17 protein-coding genes are annotated in these 21,250 nt (G+C 69.3%); 14 read left to right on the forward strand and 3 right to left on the reverse strand.

From position 1 onward, the window contains the following. Nucleotides 1–22 precede the first annotated feature (22 nt). Both ACVFYP_RS13980 and ACVFYP_RS13985 read left to right on the forward strand, forming a co-directional pair. Complete coding sequence (locus tag ACVFYP_RS13980) at nucleotides 23–1,063, forward strand: phosphotriesterase family protein (RefSeq protein ID WP_499200798.1); 1,041 nt, start codon at nucleotides 23–25, stop codon at nucleotides 1,061–1,063. Nucleotides 1,064–1,233: 170 nt separating this feature from the next. Continuing rightward, on the forward strand, nucleotides 1,234–2,511 hold the full coding sequence (locus tag ACVFYP_RS13985) for a cytochrome P450 (protein ID WP_499200799.1): 1,278 nt from the start codon (nucleotides 1,234–1,236) through the stop codon (nucleotides 2,509–2,511). A gap of 64 nt (nucleotides 2,512–2,575) precedes the next feature. On the opposite strand, the gene ACVFYP_RS13990 is transcribed toward ACVFYP_RS13985, so the two are convergent. Continuing rightward, nucleotides 2,576–2,839: a YjiS-like domain-containing protein gene (locus ACVFYP_RS13990; RefSeq protein WP_499200800.1), complete on the reverse strand. Its 264-nt coding sequence runs from the start codon at nucleotides 2,837–2,839 to the stop codon at nucleotides 2,576–2,578. A 274-nt stretch (nucleotides 2,840–3,113) separates the two neighbouring features. Here ACVFYP_RS13990 and ACVFYP_RS13995 point away from each other — a divergent pair, with 274 nt between their 5' ends. The 4 genes from ACVFYP_RS13995 to ACVFYP_RS14010 all read left to right on the forward strand — a co-directional run bounded on the left by ACVFYP_RS13995 (nucleotide 3,114) and on the right by ACVFYP_RS14010 (nucleotide 6,115). Next, on the forward strand, nucleotides 3,114–3,770 hold the full coding sequence (locus ACVFYP_RS13995; RefSeq protein ID WP_499200801.1) for a hypothetical protein: 657 nt from the start codon (nucleotides 3,114–3,116) through the stop codon (nucleotides 3,768–3,770). Between the two features lie 206 nt (nucleotides 3,771–3,976). Continuing rightward, complete coding sequence (locus ACVFYP_RS14000) at nucleotides 3,977–4,813, forward strand: alpha/beta fold hydrolase (RefSeq protein ID WP_499201275.1); 837 nt, start codon at nucleotides 3,977–3,979, stop codon at nucleotides 4,811–4,813. Between the two features lie 187 nt (nucleotides 4,814–5,000). Then, entirely contained in the window at nucleotides 5,001–5,327 is a 327-nt protein-coding gene (locus ACVFYP_RS14005; protein WP_499200802.1) for a nuclear transport factor 2 family protein, read from the forward strand. Continuing rightward, a complete protein-coding gene (locus tag ACVFYP_RS14010; protein WP_499200803.1) occupies nucleotides 5,327–6,115 on the forward strand; it encodes an SDR family oxidoreductase in 789 nt (262 codons plus the stop codon). Before ACVFYP_RS14005 ends, ACVFYP_RS14010 begins: the two co-directional genes overlap by 1 nt. On the opposite strand, the gene ACVFYP_RS14015 is transcribed toward ACVFYP_RS14010, so the two are convergent. Both ACVFYP_RS14015 and ACVFYP_RS14020 read right to left on the reverse strand, forming a co-directional pair. Beyond that, nucleotides 6,112–7,515, reverse strand: a complete 1,404-nt coding sequence (locus ACVFYP_RS14015) for an ATP-binding protein (protein WP_499200804.1) — start codon at nucleotides 7,513–7,515, stop codon at nucleotides 6,112–6,114. The genes ACVFYP_RS14010 and ACVFYP_RS14015 overlap by 4 nt on opposite strands. Further along, nucleotides 7,512–10,385, reverse strand: a complete 2,874-nt coding sequence (locus tag ACVFYP_RS14020) for an ATP-binding protein (RefSeq protein ID WP_499200805.1) — start codon at nucleotides 10,383–10,385, stop codon at nucleotides 7,512–7,514. The genes ACVFYP_RS14015 and ACVFYP_RS14020 overlap by 4 nt, the downstream gene beginning before the upstream one ends. A gap of 337 nt (nucleotides 10,386–10,722) precedes the next feature. Here ACVFYP_RS14020 and ACVFYP_RS14025 point away from each other — a divergent pair, with 337 nt between their 5' ends. The 8 genes from ACVFYP_RS14025 to ACVFYP_RS14060 all read left to right on the forward strand — a co-directional run bounded on the left by ACVFYP_RS14025 (nucleotide 10,723) and on the right by ACVFYP_RS14060 (nucleotide 21,249). Then, nucleotides 10,723–13,296 (forward strand): ATP-binding protein, encoded by a 2,574-nt coding sequence (locus tag ACVFYP_RS14025; RefSeq protein ID WP_499200806.1) that lies wholly within the window; start codon nucleotides 10,723–10,725, stop codon nucleotides 13,294–13,296. 106 nt (nucleotides 13,297–13,402) lie between these two features. Further along, the gene (locus tag ACVFYP_RS14030; protein WP_499200807.1) at nucleotides 13,403–14,329 is read left to right on the forward strand and encodes an alpha/beta fold hydrolase; all 927 of its coding nucleotides are present in this window, start codon (nucleotides 13,403–13,405) and stop codon (nucleotides 14,327–14,329) included. Between the two features lie 122 nt (nucleotides 14,330–14,451). Next, the gene (locus tag ACVFYP_RS14035; protein ID WP_499200808.1) at nucleotides 14,452–14,805 is read left to right on the forward strand and encodes a hypothetical protein; all 354 of its coding nucleotides are present in this window, start codon (nucleotides 14,452–14,454) and stop codon (nucleotides 14,803–14,805) included. Between the two features lie 86 nt (nucleotides 14,806–14,891). Next, nucleotides 14,892–15,674 (forward strand): alpha/beta fold hydrolase, encoded by a 783-nt coding sequence (locus ACVFYP_RS14040; RefSeq protein WP_499200809.1) that lies wholly within the window; start codon nucleotides 14,892–14,894, stop codon nucleotides 15,672–15,674. Between the two features lie 72 nt (nucleotides 15,675–15,746). Further along, a complete protein-coding gene (locus ACVFYP_RS14045) occupies nucleotides 15,747–16,976 on the forward strand; it encodes a benzoate/H(+) symporter BenE family transporter (RefSeq protein WP_499200810.1) in 1,230 nt (409 codons plus the stop codon). Nucleotides 16,977–17,207: 231 nt separating this feature from the next. Next, entirely contained in the window at nucleotides 17,208–17,891 is a 684-nt protein-coding gene (locus tag ACVFYP_RS14050) for a response regulator (RefSeq protein WP_499200811.1), read from the forward strand. Next, a complete protein-coding gene (locus ACVFYP_RS14055; protein ID WP_499200812.1) occupies nucleotides 17,891–18,886 on the forward strand; it encodes a cytochrome-c peroxidase in 996 nt (331 codons plus the stop codon). Before ACVFYP_RS14050 ends, ACVFYP_RS14055 begins: the two co-directional genes overlap by 1 nt. Next, nucleotides 18,883–21,249: a two-component system VirA-like sensor kinase gene (locus ACVFYP_RS14060; protein WP_499200813.1), complete on the forward strand. Its 2,367-nt coding sequence runs from the start codon at nucleotides 18,883–18,885 to the stop codon at nucleotides 21,247–21,249. Before ACVFYP_RS14055 ends, ACVFYP_RS14060 begins: the two co-directional genes overlap by 4 nt. Nucleotide 21,250 lies beyond the last annotated feature (1 nt).

Below are 21,250 nucleotides of genomic sequence, written 5' to 3' on the forward strand. Positions count from 1 at the left end.
CTTCAAACAAGGAGAGACAGGCATGCGCCTGACGCGCGACGCGATGCGGGGCAAGGCCCAGACCGTGCTCGGACTGGTCGACCCGGCCGAGCTTGGCCCGACCCTGATGCACGAGCATCTGATCTGGAACATCACCCATCCCGACAAGCGCCAGCCGGGTCTCACGGGCGGGCCACAGCCGGGACAGTACTGGGACCTGCTCAACAGCCATGTCGCGGATATCCGCAACACCACCCAGAAGGACCGCGCCGTCGCGGCGCGCGCGACGCGCGAGATGGTGGATGCCGGTGGCAAGACGGTGGTGGAGCTGACGATCGGCGGTCTGGAGCCAGACCCGGAGGGGCTGGCGCAGGTGGCGCGGGAAACCGGCGCGCATATCGTCATGGGCTGCGGGCACTACGTCCATTCCTACCAGGATCCGGCGAACCACGACCGCAGCATCGACAGCTTCGCGAAGGAGATGATCGACCAGGTCCAGCAGGGCGCCTGGGGTACCGATGTCCGGGCGGGTATCGTCGGCGAGATCGGCTGCGAATGGCCCTGGACGGATCTGGAAAGGCGCGTGCTGGCCGGTGCCGTCATCGCGCAGCAGGAAACCGGCGCGTCGCTCACCATCCATCCGGCGCGGCATGAGGATCATCCCTGGCTGCTGGTGGAATTCCTGCGCGAACACGGCGCGGACCTGTCGCGGACCATCATCGATCACATCGACCGCACGATCTTCGACGACGACCGGCTGTTCCGCCTGGCCGATGCCGGCGTGATCCTGGAATGGGACCTGTTCGGGCAGGAGAACACCTACTACGCGCATTCCGACATCGACATGCCGAATGACGGCATGCGCCTGCGCACCATCCGCCGTGTGATCGATCGCGGGCATCTCGACCAGGTCGTGATCAGCCATGACATCTGTCACACGATCCAGTTCAGCGAATGGGGCGGGCACGGCTACGCCCATATCCAGAACAAGGTCCTGCCACATATGCGGAAGCGAGGATGGCAGCAGGCCGAGATCGAGGCCATCATGGTTGGCAATCCGCGTCGGCTTCTGACGTTCATCTGAGATGGGGGCATCTGAAGCCGCGGGGCGCTCACGATGGAGATCGTGTCGCTTCTGCGCCTGATAGGCGCATCTCGTGGTCTGGGTTGCGCGCGTAACACACGCCGTCTTGCTGAAACTGGCACGTAGCGGCAGCCAGGCACTCAGGGACTTCCGACCGTAGGAAGTCCCTCATGAGTGAAATCGCGATCAGCCCGAAGACTTCGGAGTACTACGAAGCCCAGCTTGCAACGCTGCCGATCGACGCGATCGACGTGGCGCAGCCGGGGCTGTTCCAGCTGGGGCTTGCCCCACGGTATTTCGAGCGACTGCGCCGGGAATCGCCGGTGCACCACTGCGCCAGGGGCCTGTTCGGTGCCTACTGGTCAGTCACGCGCGCGCGCGACATCGAGGCTGTCGAGCTGGATCCTGCCACCTTCTCCTCGGACCACGGCAATGGCGGCATCTCGATCCTCTCGCATCCCGACGACCCGCAATTCCTGCCCTCCTTCATCGCCATGGATCCACCGCGGCACACGGAGCAGCGCAAGGTGATCGCGCCGGCTTTCTCGAATGATCGCCTGGTCGCCATGGCCGCCTGTCTGCGGAGCTGGTCGGCGGAGATCCTGGACGAACTGCCCATCGGCGAAGTCTTCGACTGGGTCGATCGCGTCTCCGTCGAACTGACCGCGCGGACGCTCGCGCTGCTGCTCGGCTTTCCGCAGGCGCGTTCACGCGACCTGATCCGCTGGTCCGAGGCCGTCGTGGCGCTGCCGGGCAGTCCCGGCTTTCCTACCCTGGCGGACAAGCTGCGCGTCATGCAGGAATGCCTCGGCGCCTTCGATCAGATCTGGGAGGAGCGGCTGAGGGCGCCGGAGGGCGACGACCTGCTGTCCATGCTGGCCAGATGCCCGGAGACGCGCGAGATGCCCCGGGCCGAACTGCGGGGCAACATTCTGCTGCTGATCGTCGCCGGCAACGACACCACCCGCAACAGTATCAGCGGCAGCGTCGTCGCCTTCGATCGCTTCCCGGACGAATGGGAGAAGCTGCGGCAGCAGCCGTCGCTGATGGCCGGCCTTACGCCCGAGGTTCTGCGCTGGCAGACCCCGGTCGCCCATATGCGTCGCACCGCCATGCGCGACGTGTCCCTGGGCGGCCGCATGATCCCAAAGGGCGACAAGGTCATCCTCTGGTATCTCTCCGCGAATCGCGATGAGGACCTCTTTCCGCAGGCCGATGACTTCATGCTGGACCGCGCCAATGCGCGCCGCCATCTCGCCTTCGGCGCCGGCATTCACCGCTGCATCGGCGCTCGCCTCGCCGACCTTCAGCTTCGCACGCTCTGGCAGGAAGCCTTGAAGCGGTTTCCGCGGATCGAGGTGGTGCATCCGCCGCTGCGGACCTTCTCGACCTTCATGCATGGCTTCACGGAGTTGCGGGTACGGATTCCGGAACGCCGCGCCGCCTGACTTCGGCGATCCCGAGGCGGTTGCCGCCCGGGATCGTCACTATGCGCCGGCCATGGAGCCGCACTCAGCCCATGGGGTGGCCGCAACCGTCACGCCCAGCCCTCGCGACGAAGCGTGAGGGATGCGCGCGGGGCGCCCCGACGTCCCATCGCATCAGCCCGATATCGGCCAGCATGTGGTCACTCAGCCGCGCAAGCTCCTGCGCCGCCAGACGCTGCCGGCGCCGGCGATCGAAGGCCGCGCGGATGCGGCGCCAGAGGGATGGGCGTGGCGAGGCTAGGGACATTGCGAAGGGAGCAGGGTCCCAGTCGGGTCGACGAAGATGCATGGTGAAATCCTTGCCTGATCCAGTGGGGGAGGAGGCCGGACCCTGCGGCCGCGTGCTTGCGGCTTGATGTCAATCGCGCCCGTCGCGGCTACGGCGGTAGCTGCCGGGTGGATCCGGCAGATGTTTCAGATGACATCAAGGAAGCTGGACTTGTAGCCGGCCCGTAACGGCGTGGGCGTAGCGATGCTGCATCTGTCGAGGAGATGATGCGCGTGCGATCCGTCTCAACATATCGAATAGCACCGGTCGTGATGATCTGCCTGGGGCGGCCCGCATGATGGCCGAGCACAGCATCGACGAGGGCTCCAGCCGCTATACCGCCAAGGTCACCAATGAGACGGATCTGGCCTCCCCGGTCACCGTCACGAGCGGCGGCTACACCGTGACGTTCGAGGGCAACAACTTTGCGACCAAGCATCTGCGTCGCATCCGCAGAGGCAGTGTCGATGAGCTCACGAATCCCGAAACCGGTCCGGATAAGCTGACCAAGTACATTACCGAGGCGAAGGACAAGAGTCTCGAACGGTTCGACGGCAGGGCGGCCAGCACCAATTCGCTGATCTATCTCGACCTTGGTCAGTACTGCCAGTTCGGAGCACAGGTCATCGGGATCGTTAAGAACACGGCGATTCCCTGGCAGCCCTTCGGAGCCAACCTGGTGTTGCAGAAGGTGGGCACCATCAGCATCGGGAAATGCCTGGCCTATTCCTTCAGCGGCGTCGGCCTGCCGCGCATCGCGAATGATCATCGGCCGCAGGGCGGCGTCGGCATCGACATGCGGGTGACCATCGCCCAGGTCGCGGGCAAGGCCAACCACGTCACCGTCAGTCATTATGCTAGCGGCGTGGTGCAGGACCGATTCTACACGGAATACGGCGACAAGAAGAACCTGGAGAAGCGCGCCCGCCTCGCCAGGAGCATCGTCAGTTGAAGACAACCGCAGCCCCCGTCGGCAAGACGGACACTTCAAACGCTGCGGTCGCGATGACCGATCCGGAGGTCCCCGGCCCGTGGCCTGACCGGCGCGCGCTGCTTGCTGCTGGCGCGGGCCTGCTTGTCGGGCTGTCCACCGGCGCGCCGGCCGCGCTCGCCACCACGCCCACCACAACCACGTCCCGCACCGAAAGGGTGACGAACATGAACACCGTGACCACCACCGATGGCGCCCAGATCTTCTTCAAGGACTGGGGGCCGAAGGATGCGCAGCCCATCGTCTTCCACCACGGCTGGCCGCTGTCGTCGGACGACTGGGATGCCCAGATGCTGTACTTCCTCGGCCAGGGCTACCGGGTGGTCGCGCATGACCGTCGCGGCCATGGCCGTTCTTCCCAGGTCAGCGACGGCCACGACATGGATCACTACGCGGCCGATGTCGCCGCCGTGGTGCAGCATCTGAACCTGCGCAACGCCGTCCATATCGGCCATTCCACGGGCGGCGGCGAGGCGACGCGCTATGTCGCGCGGCATGGCCAGCCGCAGGGCCGCGTGGCCAAGCTGGTCATCATCGGCGCGGTGCCGCCGATCATGGCGAAGACCGCGGCGAATCCCGGCGGTCTGCCGCTCTCGGTGTTCGACGGCTTTCGCGCGAGCCTCGCGGCCAACCGTTCGAAATTCTACCACGACATCCCGGCCGGGCCCTTCTTCGGCTTTAATCGCCCCGGTGTGGAGACCATTCAGCCGGTGGTCGACAATTGGTGGCGCCAAGGCATGGCCGGCGGAGCGAAGGCCCATTACGACGGCATCAAGGCCTTTTCCGAGACCGACTTCACCGATGACCTTCGCGCCATCGATGTGCCCACGCTGGTCATGCACGGCGACGACGACCAGATCGTGCCGCTCGACAACACGGCGCGCCTCGCTGCCCAGCTGCTGAAGAACGGCACGCTGAAGGTGTATGAGGGTTTCCCGCATGGCATGTGCACCACGCAGGCGGATGTCATCAATCCGGACCTCCTCGCCTTCATCAAGCGCTGACGCGTGATCGCCCGGGGCCGTCGCGCCCCGGGCGACGATGCCTGCGCGAACCACCATCGCATCGGCGGCGAGTCTGCGGACCCCACGCTTACCTTCTGGTGCGTGCCTTACCTTTCCGTCCGTTGTTGCCATTCCCGCGGCACGTGCACAGCTTCCGCGCAGCATATGCGAATCCTGGAGACAGCCCGTGATCGACGTTCTGCCAGCCCCGATCGAAGCCTATGTCCGTGCGAATGCGCGGCTGGATGCCGAGGGCATGCTGGCGCCCTTCGCGCCCGACGCCGTCGTCCACGACGAGGGCGGCAACCATGCCGGCCCCGAGGCGATCAGGGCCTGGATCCAGTCGGCGACGATCGCCAGCCAGGCCGTGTTTACGCCCGACCACTGGCATGTGGATGGCGACACGATCGTCGTCGAGGGCCCGACGGCCGGCGCCTTTCCTGGCAGCCCGATCCGCTTCACCTTCCGCTTCAAGCTGGCGGGCCAGACGATTTCCGCGCTGGAGATCGGCTGATGGCGCCGCAGCCCGATCCGACCGAGTTCGAAGGCCGCCGCATCCTCGTCACCGGCGGCAGCAAGGGCACCGGGCGGGCCACGGTGCGGCGCTTCCTGGCCGGCGGCGCCCGGGTGCTGACCGCCGCACGCCGCCCGCCCGAGGACCCCGAGGGCGCGCTCTGGGTCGCGGCCGACCTCACCACCCCGGAAGGCGCCCGCGCGCTCGCCGAGGCGGCCACGGAGCGCCTGGGCGGCGTGGATGCGCTGGTGCATGTCCTGGGCGGCTCCTCCGCCCCCGGCGGCGGCTTCGCGGCGCTCACCGAGGCGGATTGGCGGGCCGAGCTCGACATGAACCTGATGCCCGCCGTGCGGCTCGACCGGGCACTGCTGCCGGGCATGGTGGCGCAGGGACGCGGCGTGGTGGTCCATGTCGCCTCGATCCAGAACCGCCTGCCGTTGCATGACTCCACCACCGCCTATGCCGCGGCCAAGGCGGCGCTGACGACCTACAGCAAGGCGCTGTCGAAGGAGGTCGGGCCGAAGGGCGTGCGGGTGAATGTCGTCTCGCCCGGCTGGATCTATACGGAGGCCGCGGAGGCCCTAATGGAGCGCCTCGCCGCCCAGAATGGCGGCAGCCTGGAGGCGGCGCGGGAGGGCGTGCTGCAAGCGCTGGGCGGCATCCCGCTCGGCCGTCCGGCGGCGCCGGAGGATGTCGCGGATCTCATCGCCTTCCTGGCCTCGGACCGGGCCTCGGCGATTCACGGCGCGAACTATGTCATCGATGGCGGGACCATCCCGACCGTCTAGCCTTGGCTTTGCGCAGCATGGCGCGCTTCCGTCGCCTCGACCTCGCCGGCCGCGGCCAGCTGCTCCAGCGCATAGGCGCGCGTCGTTTCCAGGAAGTACCAGCTTCGGCCGGCCGCGCCTTCGTCGCGCAGCAGGATGGATTGCTCGACCAGGCTGACGATCCCCTCGATCACCTCGTCATCGGTCAGGTCTTCGCCGGCGACGGCGAGGGCTTCGATGAGGGTGAAGTGGCCGCCGAAGATCCCCAGCCGACGCATCAGCCGTCGCTCGGTCTCCGTCAGCCGGTCGCTGCTCCAGTCCAGCGCCGCGCGAAGGGTGCGATGGCGCGACGGCGCGCTGCGCTGGCTGCTGCCCAGCGACAGCAGCCGCGTCGGCAACCCCGACAGCACCGCCTCGATGCCGAGGCTCGCGGTGCGGAAGGCCGCCCATTCGATGGCCAGCGGCAAACCATCCAGCCTTCGGCAGATCTCGCCGATCCTGCGCAGGTCATCCGCATCGGTGACGGGCGGCGCGCCCGCCTGCTGCATCCGGTCGAGGAACAGCGCAACCGCGCTGGGTTCGTGGCATGACGACTTGCCGTCGGGCAAAGGCTCCAGTGCCGGAACGCGCCAGACCTGTTCGCCGTCGATCCGCAGCGTGTCACGACCGGTCACCAGCACACGGATGCCGGCGCAGCGCGTGACGATGAGATGCACGAGCCGCGCTGTCTCCGCCACGACATGCTCGCAGCCATCCAGCAGCAGCAGTGCATTCCTGTGCGTCAGCGCTTCCGCCAGCGGCTCCGGCCCCCAGGCGCCGGGATCGCTGACCGGCCGCAGCGCCTGGGCCACGACACCCGGCACCTGCCATGGCTTCACCACCGTGGTCAGGTCCACCAGGAAGGCTGTGAGGCCTGACTCCTGCGCGAAATGCCGCGCCGCCTCAATCGCCAGGCGCGTCTTGCCGATGCCGGGTGAGCCCGTCAGCGTGACCAGCCGATGCTGCCGCAGCAGTTCGAGAACGGTGAGCAGCGCCTGCTGCCGGCCGAGCAATGCGCCCTCGGTCGGTGGCAGATTGCCGCCCTCCTCCAGCGCGGCCTCGACGCGCGGCCGCCACGCGCCCTGCAGCAGGTAGCCGCGGCCGCGCACGGTTCGCAGCAGCCCGCGATCCTCGCCGAAGGCACGGCGCAGGGCCAGGATATGCACCTCGAGCGTATTCGCCTCGACGCTGATCTCCGGCCAGGCCGCCTGCATCAGCTCGGCGCGGGAGACAGCCTCGCCGGACCGGTGCAGCAGCACATCCAGGATGACGAAGGCGCGCTGGCCAAGGGGGATGCGCACGCCATGCAACCGCAGCTCTCGCCGCGCCAGGTCGATCTCCCAGGGCCCATGCGCATAGGTCGCAGGGCCTGACGCGCTCATGGGCCTTCCGCAAGGCCTGCCACGGCCGCGGGCTGCGGTCGTCGCACGGGTTTTGTCGCGCGGACGGCCTCCGCCTCCTCGGCACGGCGCAGCATGTCGCGTGCCGCCTGCACGTCCGGCCAGTCGGCGCCGCCGGTAATGCGGGCACAGGCCTCGCGCAGCGCCGGCAGTGCGCGATGCGGCTCGTCCCGATGCAGTCGGCCGAGGCTGCCCGCGATGCGCAATTCCCAGAAGGCCGAGCCCTGCTGCCGCGCGAGGTCGAGGGCGGCGCCGAGCTGCGCCTCCGCCGCGGCCGCAAGGTCGGATTGCCGCTGCGCCATCAGGCATTCGGCCTGCAGCCGCAGCAGTTCCGGCAGAATCCACCGCTCGCCATGGCTGTCGACGAGGCCCGCCGCTTCTTCGAGAATCAGCCCGGCCCGCCTGTGATGCCCGCAGGCCAGCAGCGCGGTCGCCTGATGGGACATGAAGTAGCCCAGATAGGCGCAGCGCCCGATCCGTCGCAGCGTGCCTAGCGTGGCTTCCAGCAATGCGGCGCCGCCCATCGGGTCGCCGCAGACGGATTGCAGTACGGCGCGCACGCAGCGGATCTGCGCCAAGCCGAAGACGAAGCCGCGCGCCTGGCAAAAGTCGCCGCTCAGATCCAAGGCGACGCAGACGGCATCGTGATCGCCGGCGTAGATTGCGATCGGCGCCACGCCCAGCAGCGCGGCGAACATCACATCGGCACCGGCGCCGCTGGCGCTGGCGATTTCCAGCGCCGCGCTCGCCGTCTGCCGCGCCTGGTCCAGCAGGCCCGTCTGCCACTGCACTGGCGCAAGCATCGCCTCCGTATAGCCCCGCTGCTCGTAATGCATCCAGGCCAGCGGGCGCCGATGCTGCTCGCGCGCGGCCAGCTTCTGCGCCTCCGCAAGATGCCGTGCCGCCAGATGGTAGCGGCCCAGGTGCCGGTACACGTAGCCCCGCATGTTATGCGACACGACCTCGTGCAAGGGTCGCCCGATCCGCCCGACGAGCTCCACGAAGCGCTCCGCGCTGGCCAGCGCCGCATCGTGCCGGTCGGAATTGGCCTGCTGGTTCCAGATGGCCCAGAGGCCGAAGAGCTGCGCTTCCGAATCGGGCGCCTGATCCACGAGCCTCGCCAGTTCGGCCAGCAGCGTTGCGCTGTCTTCCGCCGGTGCGGCGTGGCGTTGCAGGATCAGCGTCAGCGTTGCCAGCAACCGGATCCGCGTCGAGATGCTGCCCGCCGCGTGATGCGTCAGGGCCCGCTCCACCCGCCGCTGGCAGTCCAGCGTCAGGCCCAGATGCAGCCAGACCGGGACGAAATCCGCGACCAGGCGGGCGCCGCGATCCTGATCGCCGTCCGGCCGGAACAGCGTATCGATCGCGAGATGCACATTCTCCAGCTCGCGCGCCCCGGCCGCGAGGTGTTCGGCCTGTGGCGCGCCGGCATTCCAGACGTTCTCGATCTTCGCGCAATACCAATCGGCGTGGCGAGCGGCCAGCGCTTCGACCTCCCCCGCCGCCTGCAGCTTTTCCCGCGCGAAGGCACGCGTCGTTTCCAGGAAATGCCAGCGCGGCGCGGGTGCGGCGGTGAAGTTGAGCAGCGATTTTCCGACCAGCCCCGCCACAGCCTCCTCCACCGCCTCGGCATCGAAGGCCGCGTCCGTCGCGACGGCGCGGGCCGCATCAAGGGTGAAGCCGCCCAAGAAGGCGGCGAGGCGGCGAAACACCAGCTGTTCCATGGGCGTGAGGAGATCGTGGCTCCATTCCAGCGTCGCGCGCAGCGTGGAATGGCGGGACGGCATGCAGCGGCGCCCGGCGCTCAGCAGGTTCAGCCGGCCATCCAGCCGCGCCGCGACCTCCCGCACCTCCAGCGTGCCGGCGCGGGCCGCGGCCAGCTCGATCGCCAGCGGAATGCCGTCCAGCTGCCGGCAGATTCGCGCGATCGTGGGCATCTCCTCGTCCCGTGCGGCGGCACCCAGCATGGACATGCGTTCAAGGAACAGCGCGACCGAACCATGCCGGCGGATCGCCTCGGCGTCCTCGACCGCTGCGAGCGGCACGTCGAGCGACGGAACCCGATAGGCCTGCTCATCCCGTGCCCGCAGGCCTTCCCGGCTGGTGGCCAGGATGCGGATGCCGGGGCAGCGGCGGAGCAGCGTTTCCGCCAGCTCGGTCGCGGTACCGATGACATGCTCGCAATTGTCAATCAGCAGCAGGCATTCCTTGGAATCCAGCATGGCCGCGACGTCGCCGGCCGTCACTTCGCGGCCGGTGAAGCCCTGGCCGATGGTCCTTGCCACGGTCTGCGGCACCAGCCGTTCGTCGTTCAGTGCCGCCAGCTCCACCAGCCAGCACCCGTCCTGAAAGCCGGGCGCGACCCGCCGCGCCGCCTCGATCGCCAGCCGCGTCTTGCCGATTCCGCCGGCGCCGATCAGCGTGACCAGGCGATGACCGGCCAAGAGCCGCACGACCTGGTCGAGCGGTTCTTCGCGCGCAATAAGTCGTGAGGTGGGAAGCGGCAGGTTGGTCAGCGGCGCCGCTGGTCCGGCGGTGGCATTCGTGCCTTCAGCAGAAGCCGTCCAGTCGCCCAGCAGCCTGTAGCCGCGACCATAGGTCGTCTCCAGCAGAGCGCGCTGCACGCCGAGCGCCCTGCGAAGGGCTGCGATGTGGACCTGAAGCGTATTCTCGCTGACGGACGCGCCGCCCCAGACGGCGGTCATCACCGCATCCTTGCTGACCAACCGCCCGCCCGCCCGGGCCAGGACCAGAAGGATGTCGAAGGCAGGTGCCGGCATCGCCACGGTGCGACCATCGATGCGCAGTTGGCGACCCGCAACATCCACCAGGAGATTCTCGAAACGAAGCATCAGCGCCCTGTAGCCATGCGAAACCAGCGGCGAAAGCCCCGGTCGTGATTGCTGCCCACGCTCGCCTCTCTCCTGCCTGGCACCGCTGGCCATAGCCGACATGATCCCGGGTCGGCAGCACCCTGTCCTGGTGCCGCCGCCAAAATCATCCGAATTTCCCGAGCCTGTGATTCCGCATGCGTGGGATGCGCCGAGCGTCCCGTCTCAGCGCTGGCCGCTTGCAGAGGCTGTATCCTGCCCCGTCACGCCGCCGCATGACATTCGATGGAAGATGCTCCGGCCGCATTGCCGGGCCGAGCAAAGAAATGCAAAATTTTCCAAAGGGAGGGGCCTGGCCGTGACGGAGACCGCGACAGCCTTCGCCTTCGGCCCCTTCCATCTGGTCCCGGATCGCCGCGCCCTGACCGCGGAGGGCCGCGAGGTGCCGATTCGCGGTCGCGCCTTCGACCTGCTGCTGGCCCTGGTGGAGCGGCGGGACCAGGTCGTCTCCAAGGATGAGCTGATGGCGCTGGTCTGGCCCGGCCGCGTGGTGGAGGAGGGCAATCTCACCGTGCATGTCGCGGCCCTGCGCAAGCTGCTCGGCCGCGGCATCATCGCCACCCTGTCCGGGCGCGGCTACCGCTTCGTCGCGCCGGTTACCGTGCTTCCTGTGCAGGACCCGCGGCAGGCGCGCCCCAACCCTGCCCAGGAGGCGCCGGAGGCCGCCATCGCCGCGCCCCGGTCGGCGGCCATGCCGCGCCCGCTGACCAGGCTGGTCGGCCGGGATGCCGAGCTCGACCGGCTGGCGGCGCAGCTGCGGGAGGCGCGCCTGGTCACCGTGGTGGGCGCGGGCGGCGTGGGCAAGACGCGCCTGGCGCTCGCCACCGCCGACCGTGCCGCAGGCCGTGCCGAGGAGGGCGTCTGGCTGGCCGATCTCGGCCCCTTGGAGGATCCGCGCCTGGTCGGGACGACCATCGCCGCCGCGCTGGGCCTCGATCCCGGCGGCGGGGATGCTCTGCGCGCGGTGGTGGCCTGCCTTGGCAGCCGGCGTGGGCTGCTGGTGCTCGATGGCTGCGAGCATCTGCTGCGTGCGGCGGCCGACGCCGCCGAGGCGATCCTGCGCAGCTGCCCCGGCATCGCGATCCTGGCCACCAGCCGGGAGCCGCTGCGCGCCGAGGGTGAACGGCTGCACCGGCTGCAGCCCCTGGAGTCGGCGGCCGCCGATGTCGCCATCACCGCCACCCAGCTCGCGGACTACCCGGCCAGCGCGCTGTTCGTCGACCGCGCCGGCGCGGCGCTGGGTGCCTTCGTGCCGGGCGATGCCGAGGCCGCCGAGGTCATGCGGATTTGCCGGCGGCTGGACGGCATCCCGCTCGCCATTGAGCTCGCCGCGCCGGCGTTGCGGGCCATGACCCTGGCGGAGCTTCGCGCGCGGCTGGATCGGCATTTCGGGCCGCTCACCGCCGGGCGGCGCACCGCGCTGGCGCGGCAGCAGACGCTGCGGGCCACCATCGGCTGGAGCCTCGACCTGCTGGAGCCCGCGGAACGCGCGCTGCTGCTGCGACTTTCGGTCTTCGGCGGCAGCTGGAGCTCGGACGCCGCCGCCTTCGTCGCCGGCGAGGTGGCCGGCGGGGCGGAGGACATCAGCGCCCTGATCGCGGCGCTGGTCGACAAGTCACTGGTGCAGGCAGACCTCAGCGGCGCGCAGGCGCGCTACCGCCTGCTGGATTCCACGCGCTACTACGCCGCCGAGCAACTTCCCGCGCGCGAACTGGCGGCGGCGCGCGGCAGCGTGCTGCGGTGGCTGGTGAAGGCCTATGAAGGCGCTGAGGCCGACTGGCCCTTCATGGCCGATGACGACTGGTTCGCCATCTACGCGCCTGAGATCGAGAACCTGCGCGCCGGCCTGGCCTGGGCCTTCGGACCGGATGGCGATGCGCCGCGCGGCGTCCTGCTGGCCAGCCTGACCGAGCATGTCTGGGGCGAGCTTTCGCTGAAGGGCGAGCTGCGCGAGTGGTTCGACCTGGCGATCTCCCGCATCGACGCGGCGACGCCGCCCGATGTCGCGGGCCGGCTCTGGCTGGGCCGCTGCGGCTGGGTCGCCCCCCGCGGCCCCGAGGCGCTGGAGGCCGCGCGCCGGGCCATTGCGCTGTTCCGCGCCGCGGACAGCCGGATCGAGCTGGGGCGGGCGTTGTGGCGCCAGGCCTGGCAGCATGTGCTGGCCGGCGACCTCGCCGCCGCCGGGCCGCCGCTCGACGAGGCGGAGGAGCTGCTGCGCGGCGGGCGGGTGAACAAGGCGCTCGTCTCCTGCCTCCGGGTCCGCGCCGTCGCCTGCCTGCACGGAAGCCGGTCCGCGGCGGCCAGCGCGGCGCTGGAGGAGGCGCTGACCATCGCCCGGCAGCTCCGCAGCCCGCGTGACGTGGCCCTGACGCAGGGGAGCATTGCCGAGCTTCACTGCGCAGCGGGGCGCATGGGAGAGGCCATCGCGGTGGCGCAGGCGGCCCTGGCCTCGCTGGGGCCAGCGCAGGCACGCTCCGCCTGGGTTCAGCACATCGGTGGGGCCGAGGCCTCCTACCGGCTCGCGCAGGGCGACATCGCGCAGGCCCGCCCCATCGTCGCGGAACGGCTGGCCGTCGCCGGCATGATGGGGCTGCCGCATGAGGTGGCCGCCAATCTCGAACGGGCGGCGCTGATCGCGGCGATGGAGGGCCGTCTGGACAGCGCCGGGCGGCTCTACGGCCATGTCCAGCTGGGTCATGAGCATCGGGGTATCCTGCGCAGCTTCGGCTCTCAGGCCGTGCATGACCGGCTGCACGACCTGCTGCGCCAGCGCCTGGCCCCGGCCGAGCTGGAGCGGCTGGCGGCGCAGGGTGCCAGCCTGGGCGAGGAGGAGATGGTGGCGGAGGCCATGGGCATCCTGCAGCCGGGCTGAGCCGGCCTCCGCTTCACGCTGCCACCCTTTCAGAATTCTTCAGCTTCGCGCCAAGGATTGCGGCGCCCGCGGCTGCCACTCTTCGTTCGTCGGAACGGAGATGATTATGCCTGGTCGGAGCGGTTCACAGTCCAGTTGCAGCGCCGGCCCCGCGCCGGGTCCGACCGGGCCGTTCAACCAGCATCGCCAGATCGAGCTGAACGGGCTTTCCGTTTTCTATCGCGAGGCGGGCCGGGCGGATGCACCCGTGCTGCTGCTGTTGCATGGCTTCCCCGCCGCATCCCGCATGTTCCGCGACCTGATGCTGGCGCTGTCCGATCGCTACCGCGTCATCGCGCCGGACTATCCGGGCTTCGGGCACAGCGCGGTGCCGAATCGCGACGCCTTCGAATGCACCTTCGCCAATACCGCGGCGCTGATCTCCGCGCTGCTGGATGCCAAGGGCATCGCGCGCTTCGCCATCTATGCGCATGACCTTGGCGCCCCCATCGGCTTCCGCCTGGCCTTGGCGCGGCCCGGCCAGATCGCCGCGCTCATCGTACAGAACGGCAATGCCTATGAGGAAGGAATCGGCAGCTTCTTCGCGCCGCTGCTCGATTTCTGGCAGGAGCCGACGCTGGCGCGCCGGGACGCGCTGCGCGAGCGCCTGACGCTGGATGCGATCCGCAGCCAGTACCTTGCGGGCGTCGAGGACCCGTCGCGAATCGATCCTGACAACTGGGTGATCGACTATGCGCAGCTCTGCCGCCCTGGCGCGGCCGATCTGATGATCGAGCTGCTCTGCGACTATCGCACCAATCTCCTTCTCTACCCGAAGTTCCAGAGCTTCCTGCGCGCGGAGCAGCCGCCGACGCTGGTGCTCTGGGGTGAGAACGACGTGATCTTTCCGGCCGCCGGTGCGCATGCCTATCGGCGCGACCTGCCGAATGCGCAGCTTCACCTGTTGGCCTCCGGCAATCTCGCGCTGGAGGACCGCAAGGCCGAGATCGCGCAGCTTGTGCGCCGCTTTCTCGATGAGGAGTTCCGGCCATGAGGCGCCTGGCACGCCGCCATTCCCCATTCGGTGAATCGCAGCCGGAGGCAGCGATTCCCCTGACGGCATCCTGGTCGGGATGCCGTGACCCTCTCGCCTCCAATCCCACGAAGGAAAACCAGATGTTCGCACACCTCCGCATCGCCCTCACGGGCACCCTGCTCGCCGCCGGCCTGTCTGCCTCGGCTGCCGTGGCGCAGTCCTATCCCATCAGCCGCTGCAGCGGCGAGAATTGCGAGATCGACTACGGCCCGATGGGCCAGGCCACCCTCGTCGGCGGTGGCCGCGTGATGGTCTCCATGCCGGACGGCATGTCGATCCACATCGTGCATCTGGACACGATCTTCTCGCAGCAGCCGCGCCCCGGCTACATCCCGATGTCGCTCGGCTCGGGCGAGGAAAGCACCGTCATCTACGTGCCTGCGGCGATGCTGGAGATGGCGCGGCGCGCCATGGCCGCTCCGGCCGGACGCTGATCCCCACTCGCTTCACCGCCGGATGAGCCGGGCGGGCCGACCAGACGGCCGCCCGGCTTCCGGTCCCGCAGACAAGGAACATCGCCATGACCACCACACGTCGCGACGTGCTGGCCGCCACCGCCGCCGCCAGCATCACCACCGCCGCCCAGGCCCAGCCGACGGGCCAGCGCGCCTCGACCCCGCCGGCCCGGAACGTCGTGCTGGTGCACGGCGCCTTCGCCGATGGCTCCGGCTGGCGCCCGGTCTATGAGATGCTGACCGCGCGCGGCTACCGCGTCAGCATCGTGCAGAATCCGCTGACCTCGCTCGCCGACGATGTCGCGGCTACGCGGCGTGTGCTCGACCGGCAGGACGGCCCGACGGTGCTGGTCGGCCATTCCTGGGGTGGCACCGTCATCACCGAGGCGGGGCTGCATCCGAAGGTCGCCAGCCTCGTCTTTGTCTCCGCCTTCTCCCCCGATGCCGGCGAGACGAGCGCCCAGCAATATGAGGGTTTCGCGCCGCAGTCCGACTTCGTCATCGATACGACCCCCGACGGCTTCGGCTTCCTCAGCGCGCAGAAATTCAAGGCCGGCTTCGCCGCCGATACAAGCGACGCGGATGCCGCGTTTATGCGCGATTCGCAGGTGCCGATCGCGATGTCGGCCTTCGGCACGCGGCTGACCCAGGCCGCCTGGCGCAGCAAGCCGAGCTGGGCGCTGATCGCGACCGACGACAAGGCCTTCGACCTGCGCATGCTGCGCCACATGGCCAACCGCATCGGTGCGCAGATCACCGAAGTGCCGGCCAGCCACGCGGTGTTCTACACCCAGCCGCAGGTCACCGTCGGCGTGATCGAGGCTGCGGCGAAGCAGGCGGCCCCCTGACGCGTGACGACATGGCGGCGCGGGATCGCCCCCAGCCGCCATCGCCACACTTCCCTTAGGAAGGCCTGCGCCATGCCGCAAAACCTGCCGCCGCTGACCGCCTGGTCCGCCGCCCTGGTCGCCGCGCTGGTCGGCTTCGGCGGCACGGTGGCGCTGGTCGTGCAGGCCATGCGCATGCTGGGCGCCTCCGTCACGCAGACCGGATCGGCGGTGACGGCCCTGTGCCTGGCCGTCGGGCTGGCGGGTGCCGCGCTGTCGTTCGGCCTTCGCGTGCCGGTGGTGCTGGCCTGGTCGACGCCCGGCGCGGCTCTGCTCGCGGCCACGACCACAGGTCTGTCCTGGCAGGTGAGCGTTGGCGTCTTCATGGCGGCCGCGCTGATGATGATCGCCCTGGGACTGCTCCCGGCGCTCGGGCGACTGGCGGCGCGCATCCCACCCGCCATCGCATCGGCCATGCTGGCCGGCGTGCTGCTGCCCTTCTGCCTGGCGCTGTTCCGCGCCGGTGCGTCCGACCCGCTGTTGGTCGCGATGCTGGTGACCGTCTACCTGGCAGCGCGTCACCGCCTGCCGCTCTATGCGCTGCTCATCGTCATGGTCACCGGCGCGGCGCTGACGCTGCTGCGCGGGGATCTGGCGGAACTGCCGCCAGGCGCGGCACTCGGCGGGCTGGTGCCGATGGCGCCGACCTTTGAGATCGCCGCTGTCATCAGCCTCGGTGTGCCGCTGTTCCTCGTGACGCTGGTGTCACAGAATCTTCCCGGCCTGCTCGTGCTGAAGGCTGCGGGCTACGAGGTGAAGCCCGCGCCGCTGTTGGTCGGCACCGGGCTGGCGAGCCTCGCGGCCGCGCCGTTTGGCGGTTTTGCCGTCAACCTCGCCGCGATCACCGCGGCCATCTGCACCTCCGAGGAAGCCCTGCCCGAGCGGGACCGACGCTGGATCGTGGGCGTGATCTATGGCGGGCTCTATCTCGTGCTGGCGCTGCTCGCGCCCGGCCTGGTGCGCGTCTTCCTGGCGTTGCCGCCCACGATCATCGCGGCGCTGACGGGCCTCGCGCTGCTGCCTGCGCTGGCCGGCGCGCTGGCGGCGATGCTGGCCGCGCAGGAGGATCGGGACGCGGCGCTGCTCACCTTCGCGGCGACGGCCTCGGGCCTGTCGCTCCATGGCCTCGGCTCCGCCTTCTGGGGGCTTGTGATCGGCATCGGGGCGGTCGGCATTGGGCGGTGGCTCGGGCCGTCGCGCAGCGGCGCCTCCAGGCCGATGAGGCGACACGGCCGCCGGCAGCCGGAGGAGAAAGCTCCGTGACATCCGATGGCCGGCGCAGGCATGTCCCTTCGGTGACAGATGCAATCGTCGCGTCGGCCTCGCGAAACGCAGCGGTAACACGCCTTCCACATATGCCGCATCCACCGCCCCATCTCGAGGCCCCCAATGGCAGCCGGAGCAACCCAGGACAGGATCCCGATGATGCTGCAAATGTTTGACGATCCACCCCTTGGTGCGACGCCCTCGTCCTGGTCGCCGCGAGTCCTTGTCGTGGATGACGACCCCGACATGCGCCGGATGGTCGTGAACTTTCTGCTGGACAACGGCCTTCGTGCGACGAGCACGGTGGAACGCCAGGAGGTGGAGCGCCAGGTGGCGCGCGAGGACCTGGCGCTGGTCGTGCTCGATCTGCGCCTCGGTGCACAAAGCGGCCTGACACTCCTGCGGGAGATCCGGGCGCGGTCGGATATTCCCGTCATCATCATCACCGGTGAGCGACGCGACGAGGTGGATCGCGTGATCGGCCTGGAACTCGGGGCCGATGACTACGTCACCAAGCCCTTCAGCCCGCGTGAGCTTCTGGCCCGCATCCGCGCTGTGCTGCGCCGCCACGCCGCCAGCCCCCGACCGAATCGCGAGGCGATCCGGCAGCGCTTCGCGGACTGGATGCTGGACCGGCGCATGCGGCGCCTGACGGCACCGGACGGGGCGGAGGTGCGCCTCACCAAGGGCGAGTTCGCGTTGCTCTGCGCCTTCCTCGATGCGCCGGGCCGTCCGCTGCCGCGCGAGCATCTGCTGCAGGCGACGCGCATCCATGAGGATGTGTTCGATCGCAGCATCGACGTTCAGGTCCTGCGGCTGCGCCGCAAGCTCGATGCCGGGCGGGCTGTCAGCATGATCCGGACGGAACGCGGCGTCGGCTATACGTTTGATGTGGCGGTCGAGCGCATCTGATGGATCGGCGGGCGGGATGGCCGCGTGTCCTCGCCTGGCCGCTGATGGCCCTGCCGCTGGCGACCGCGATACTGATCGGCCTTCTCGTCCTCGATGCCGTCACGAAGCGGGACGAGGCCCCGCGCCGCGCCGTGGTGACCGAGACGATGCCACGACCGCATCCCATCGACATTCTGCCACCGCTGGCGATGGTCGATGAGCGTCGGCGCGCCTTGGGCGAGCGGCTCTTCGCCGATCCGCGGCTTTCGGGCGATGGCTCCCGCTCCTGCCTCACTTGCCACGACCTGCGCAGCAACGGCGCCAGCGCCAGGCGGCGCGATGTCGGGCTGGATGGGGCGGAGCTGCCGTTGAACACGGCGACCGTGTTCAACGCCGCGCTCAGCTTTCGCCTGGGATGGGAGGGGCATTCGCGCAGCCTGGAGGCGCAGACCGAGACCCTGTTGCGCAACCGCGCCATCATGGGCGCGGATCTCGAGGTCGTGCTGCGGCGCCTGTCCGCGGATCCCGCGCTGTCCGCCGAGTTCCGCGACGTGTATCGGCGGCGACTGGACAAGGCGGCGCTGCTCGACGCGCTCGCCACCTTCCAGCGCAGTCTGGTGACGCCGCGCAGCCGCTTCGACCGTTGGCTCGGCGGTGTGGAGGAGGCCATCACGCCGGCGGAGCGCGAGGGATATCTGCTGTTCCGGTCGATCGGCTGCGCCGCATGCCACCAGGGCGTGAATATCGGCGGCAATCTCTTCCAGCATCATGGCATCTTCCACGCTCTGGCGGCGCCGGAGCCGCAGGTCCTGCGCGTGCCGAGTCTGCGCAACGTGGCGGTGACGGCACCCTACTTCCACGACGGCAGTGCGGCGACGCTGGAGGAAGCGGTGCGTGGCATGGGCCTCGCCCAGCTCAACCTCGTCATGGAGGAGGGGCAGGTCGCCTCCATCGTCGCCTTTCTGCGCACGCTGACCGGCAGCTACCGCGGCACCCCGGTCACGGCCCCGCCATGATGCGCATCGTCCTGCCCGCGATGGGCGCAACCTTGCTGCTGCTCACCTGGCTGCTGGCGCGCGGCTTTGCCGTGGATCACGGGCCTTTCGGCGAAGCCATACACGCGCTGGACGAGATCGAAATGGCCGAGAGCGCGATCCAGCGCGACCTGCTGGCCGCCCGTGCGGGATTGCTGCGCGACTACGATCCGCTGGTCGGCGCGTTGCGCCGGATCGACGCTGCGCTTGCCGAATTGCAAGACAAGACGACGCCCCAGCTGCTCGATCGACTCAGGGCCTGGCAGGAACGGCAGGAGTCGATCGTGGAAGCGACCAAGAGCGCCAATGCGTTGCTACAGAATTCGCTGGCACAGTTCGGTCGTCTCTCGATCCTGCTTTCCGCGCCGCCGGATGGCGCGGTGCCCGTCGCAGGCGCCGGGCGCCTGGGATCGGCGGTCCTGCATCTCACGCTCGACACCTCGCCCGCGGTGGTCGGCGAGGTCCGTCGCGGTCTGACGGATCTGCACCGGCAGCCGGTCGTCGGCCGTGCCGCCGAGGCCGCCTCCGCCCTGCTCGCGCATGGCTGGCTGCTGCACGACTTGCTTCCGCGGGTCGATGGGCTGCTGCGCGAGCTTCATGCCAATGCCGGCGCATCGGTACGTCAGGCGATCGCGACCGACATCGAGGCGGGCCGCATCGCCGCGGAGTCACTTGCACGGCAATACCGGCTGCTGCTCTACGCCTGCGCCGTGCTGCTCCTGCTGGGTCTGCTGCTGCTCGGGATGCGGTTGCGCGCGAGGTCCGAGGCGATGCGGCGCCACGCGGCCTTTCAGCACATGCTCGCCCAGCTCTCGGCCCGGCTGATCGGCACGCAGGCGGATGAGGCTGATGCCAGTCTCGATCAGGCATTGGAGGCGATTGCGCGGCGGCTGGGGGCGCATCGTGCCTATCTGCTTGTCGAAGGTCCCGTGCCCGTCGCGCATCTCTGGGCAGAGGAGGGCGTGGCGCGACCGCGGGATTGGAGCGAGGCCGTTCTGGCACTCACCGCCGCCCACACCACCCAGCCCACGGGAACATTGTGCCTGCGGCCCGGGCACCCAGACCTGCTGGCACTCCCAGGCCAGCCCCATGCATGGTTCGCCGCGGTGCGCCGGACGGAGGATGGCGTCGCGGCCGTACTCGGCTGCGAGGTGGTCCACCTGGGCCGCATCCCGATGGAGCAGGAGCTCGCCTCGCTTGGCCTGGCGCTTGACGCGTTGCTCAATCTTGTCACGCGAGGCCATCTGGAGGCGGAACGGGCCGGCCTCGCGGCGCGGGAGGCCGAGTCACGACAGATGCAGATGCTCGGCACCTTTGCCAGCGGCATCGCGCACAACTTCAACAATATCATCGGCGCCATACTGGGTTTCGCCGAAATGGCGCAGTCCGATGGCTCCGCGGCGCGCATCGCCGACATCCGCCGCGCCGCCGAACGCGCGCGCGACCTCGCCTCCGATATCCTGAGCTTCGGCGGGCCGCAGCACACGCCGCATCAGGCCGTTGAGCTCGGCGCCTTGCTTGTGGAGACGAAGCTGGTTTTGCGCGCGATGCTTCCCGCGCAGGTGCGGCTGGCGTTTGAACTGACGACCGAGCCGACCCTCGTCTGGGGGGACGCCACCAGGATTCAGCAGGTTATCGTGAATCTGTGTCGCAATGCGGCCCAGGCGATGGATGGTGCGGGCATGGTGACGCTTCAGGTGCTGCGGCAGACGCTTCGTGAGCGCCGCGCGCTTCGCCTCGGCGCGCTGCGGCCGGACCATTACCTGTTGATCCGAGTGGAAGACACCGGGCCAGGCATGGATGCCGCAACGCTCGCGCAGATCTTCGAGCCCTTTTTCACGACGCGGCAGGCTGGCCATGGTCTTGGCCTGGCCACGGTGCGGGAGATCGTGCTGGGGCATGGCGGTGGCATCGCCGTCTCGAGCACTCCGGGAAGGGGTAGTTGCTTTGAGGTTTGGCTGCCCCGCGCCCTCGCGGCGGAAGTCGCACGCAGCGACCTGCCGCGCGCGGAGGGCGAGCTGGTGCTCCTGCTGCACGGCGACGACCGGCTGCCGCGCGAGGAAGAGTTGCTCGCCGAGCTCGGCTACGAACCGCACGGATTTTCCAGCCTACCTGCTGCGCTGGGCGCACTTCGCGTGGATGCATCGCGTTTCGCGGCGGCGCTTCTGCTGGAGGGCAGCAGCGAGGTTGCGAGAACACTGCGCCTCGCTGCGCCCAGCCTGCCGATCATCGTCGCCAGCACAACGCCTGTGAATGGCTTCGACTGGATCGAATGGCCATTTGTAGCGGAGGATCTGGTTCTCTGCCTGCGACATGCGATGCTGCAAGCGGCGCCGCCGGCATAGG

Source organism: Roseomonas sp. F4, assembly GCF_053891155.1.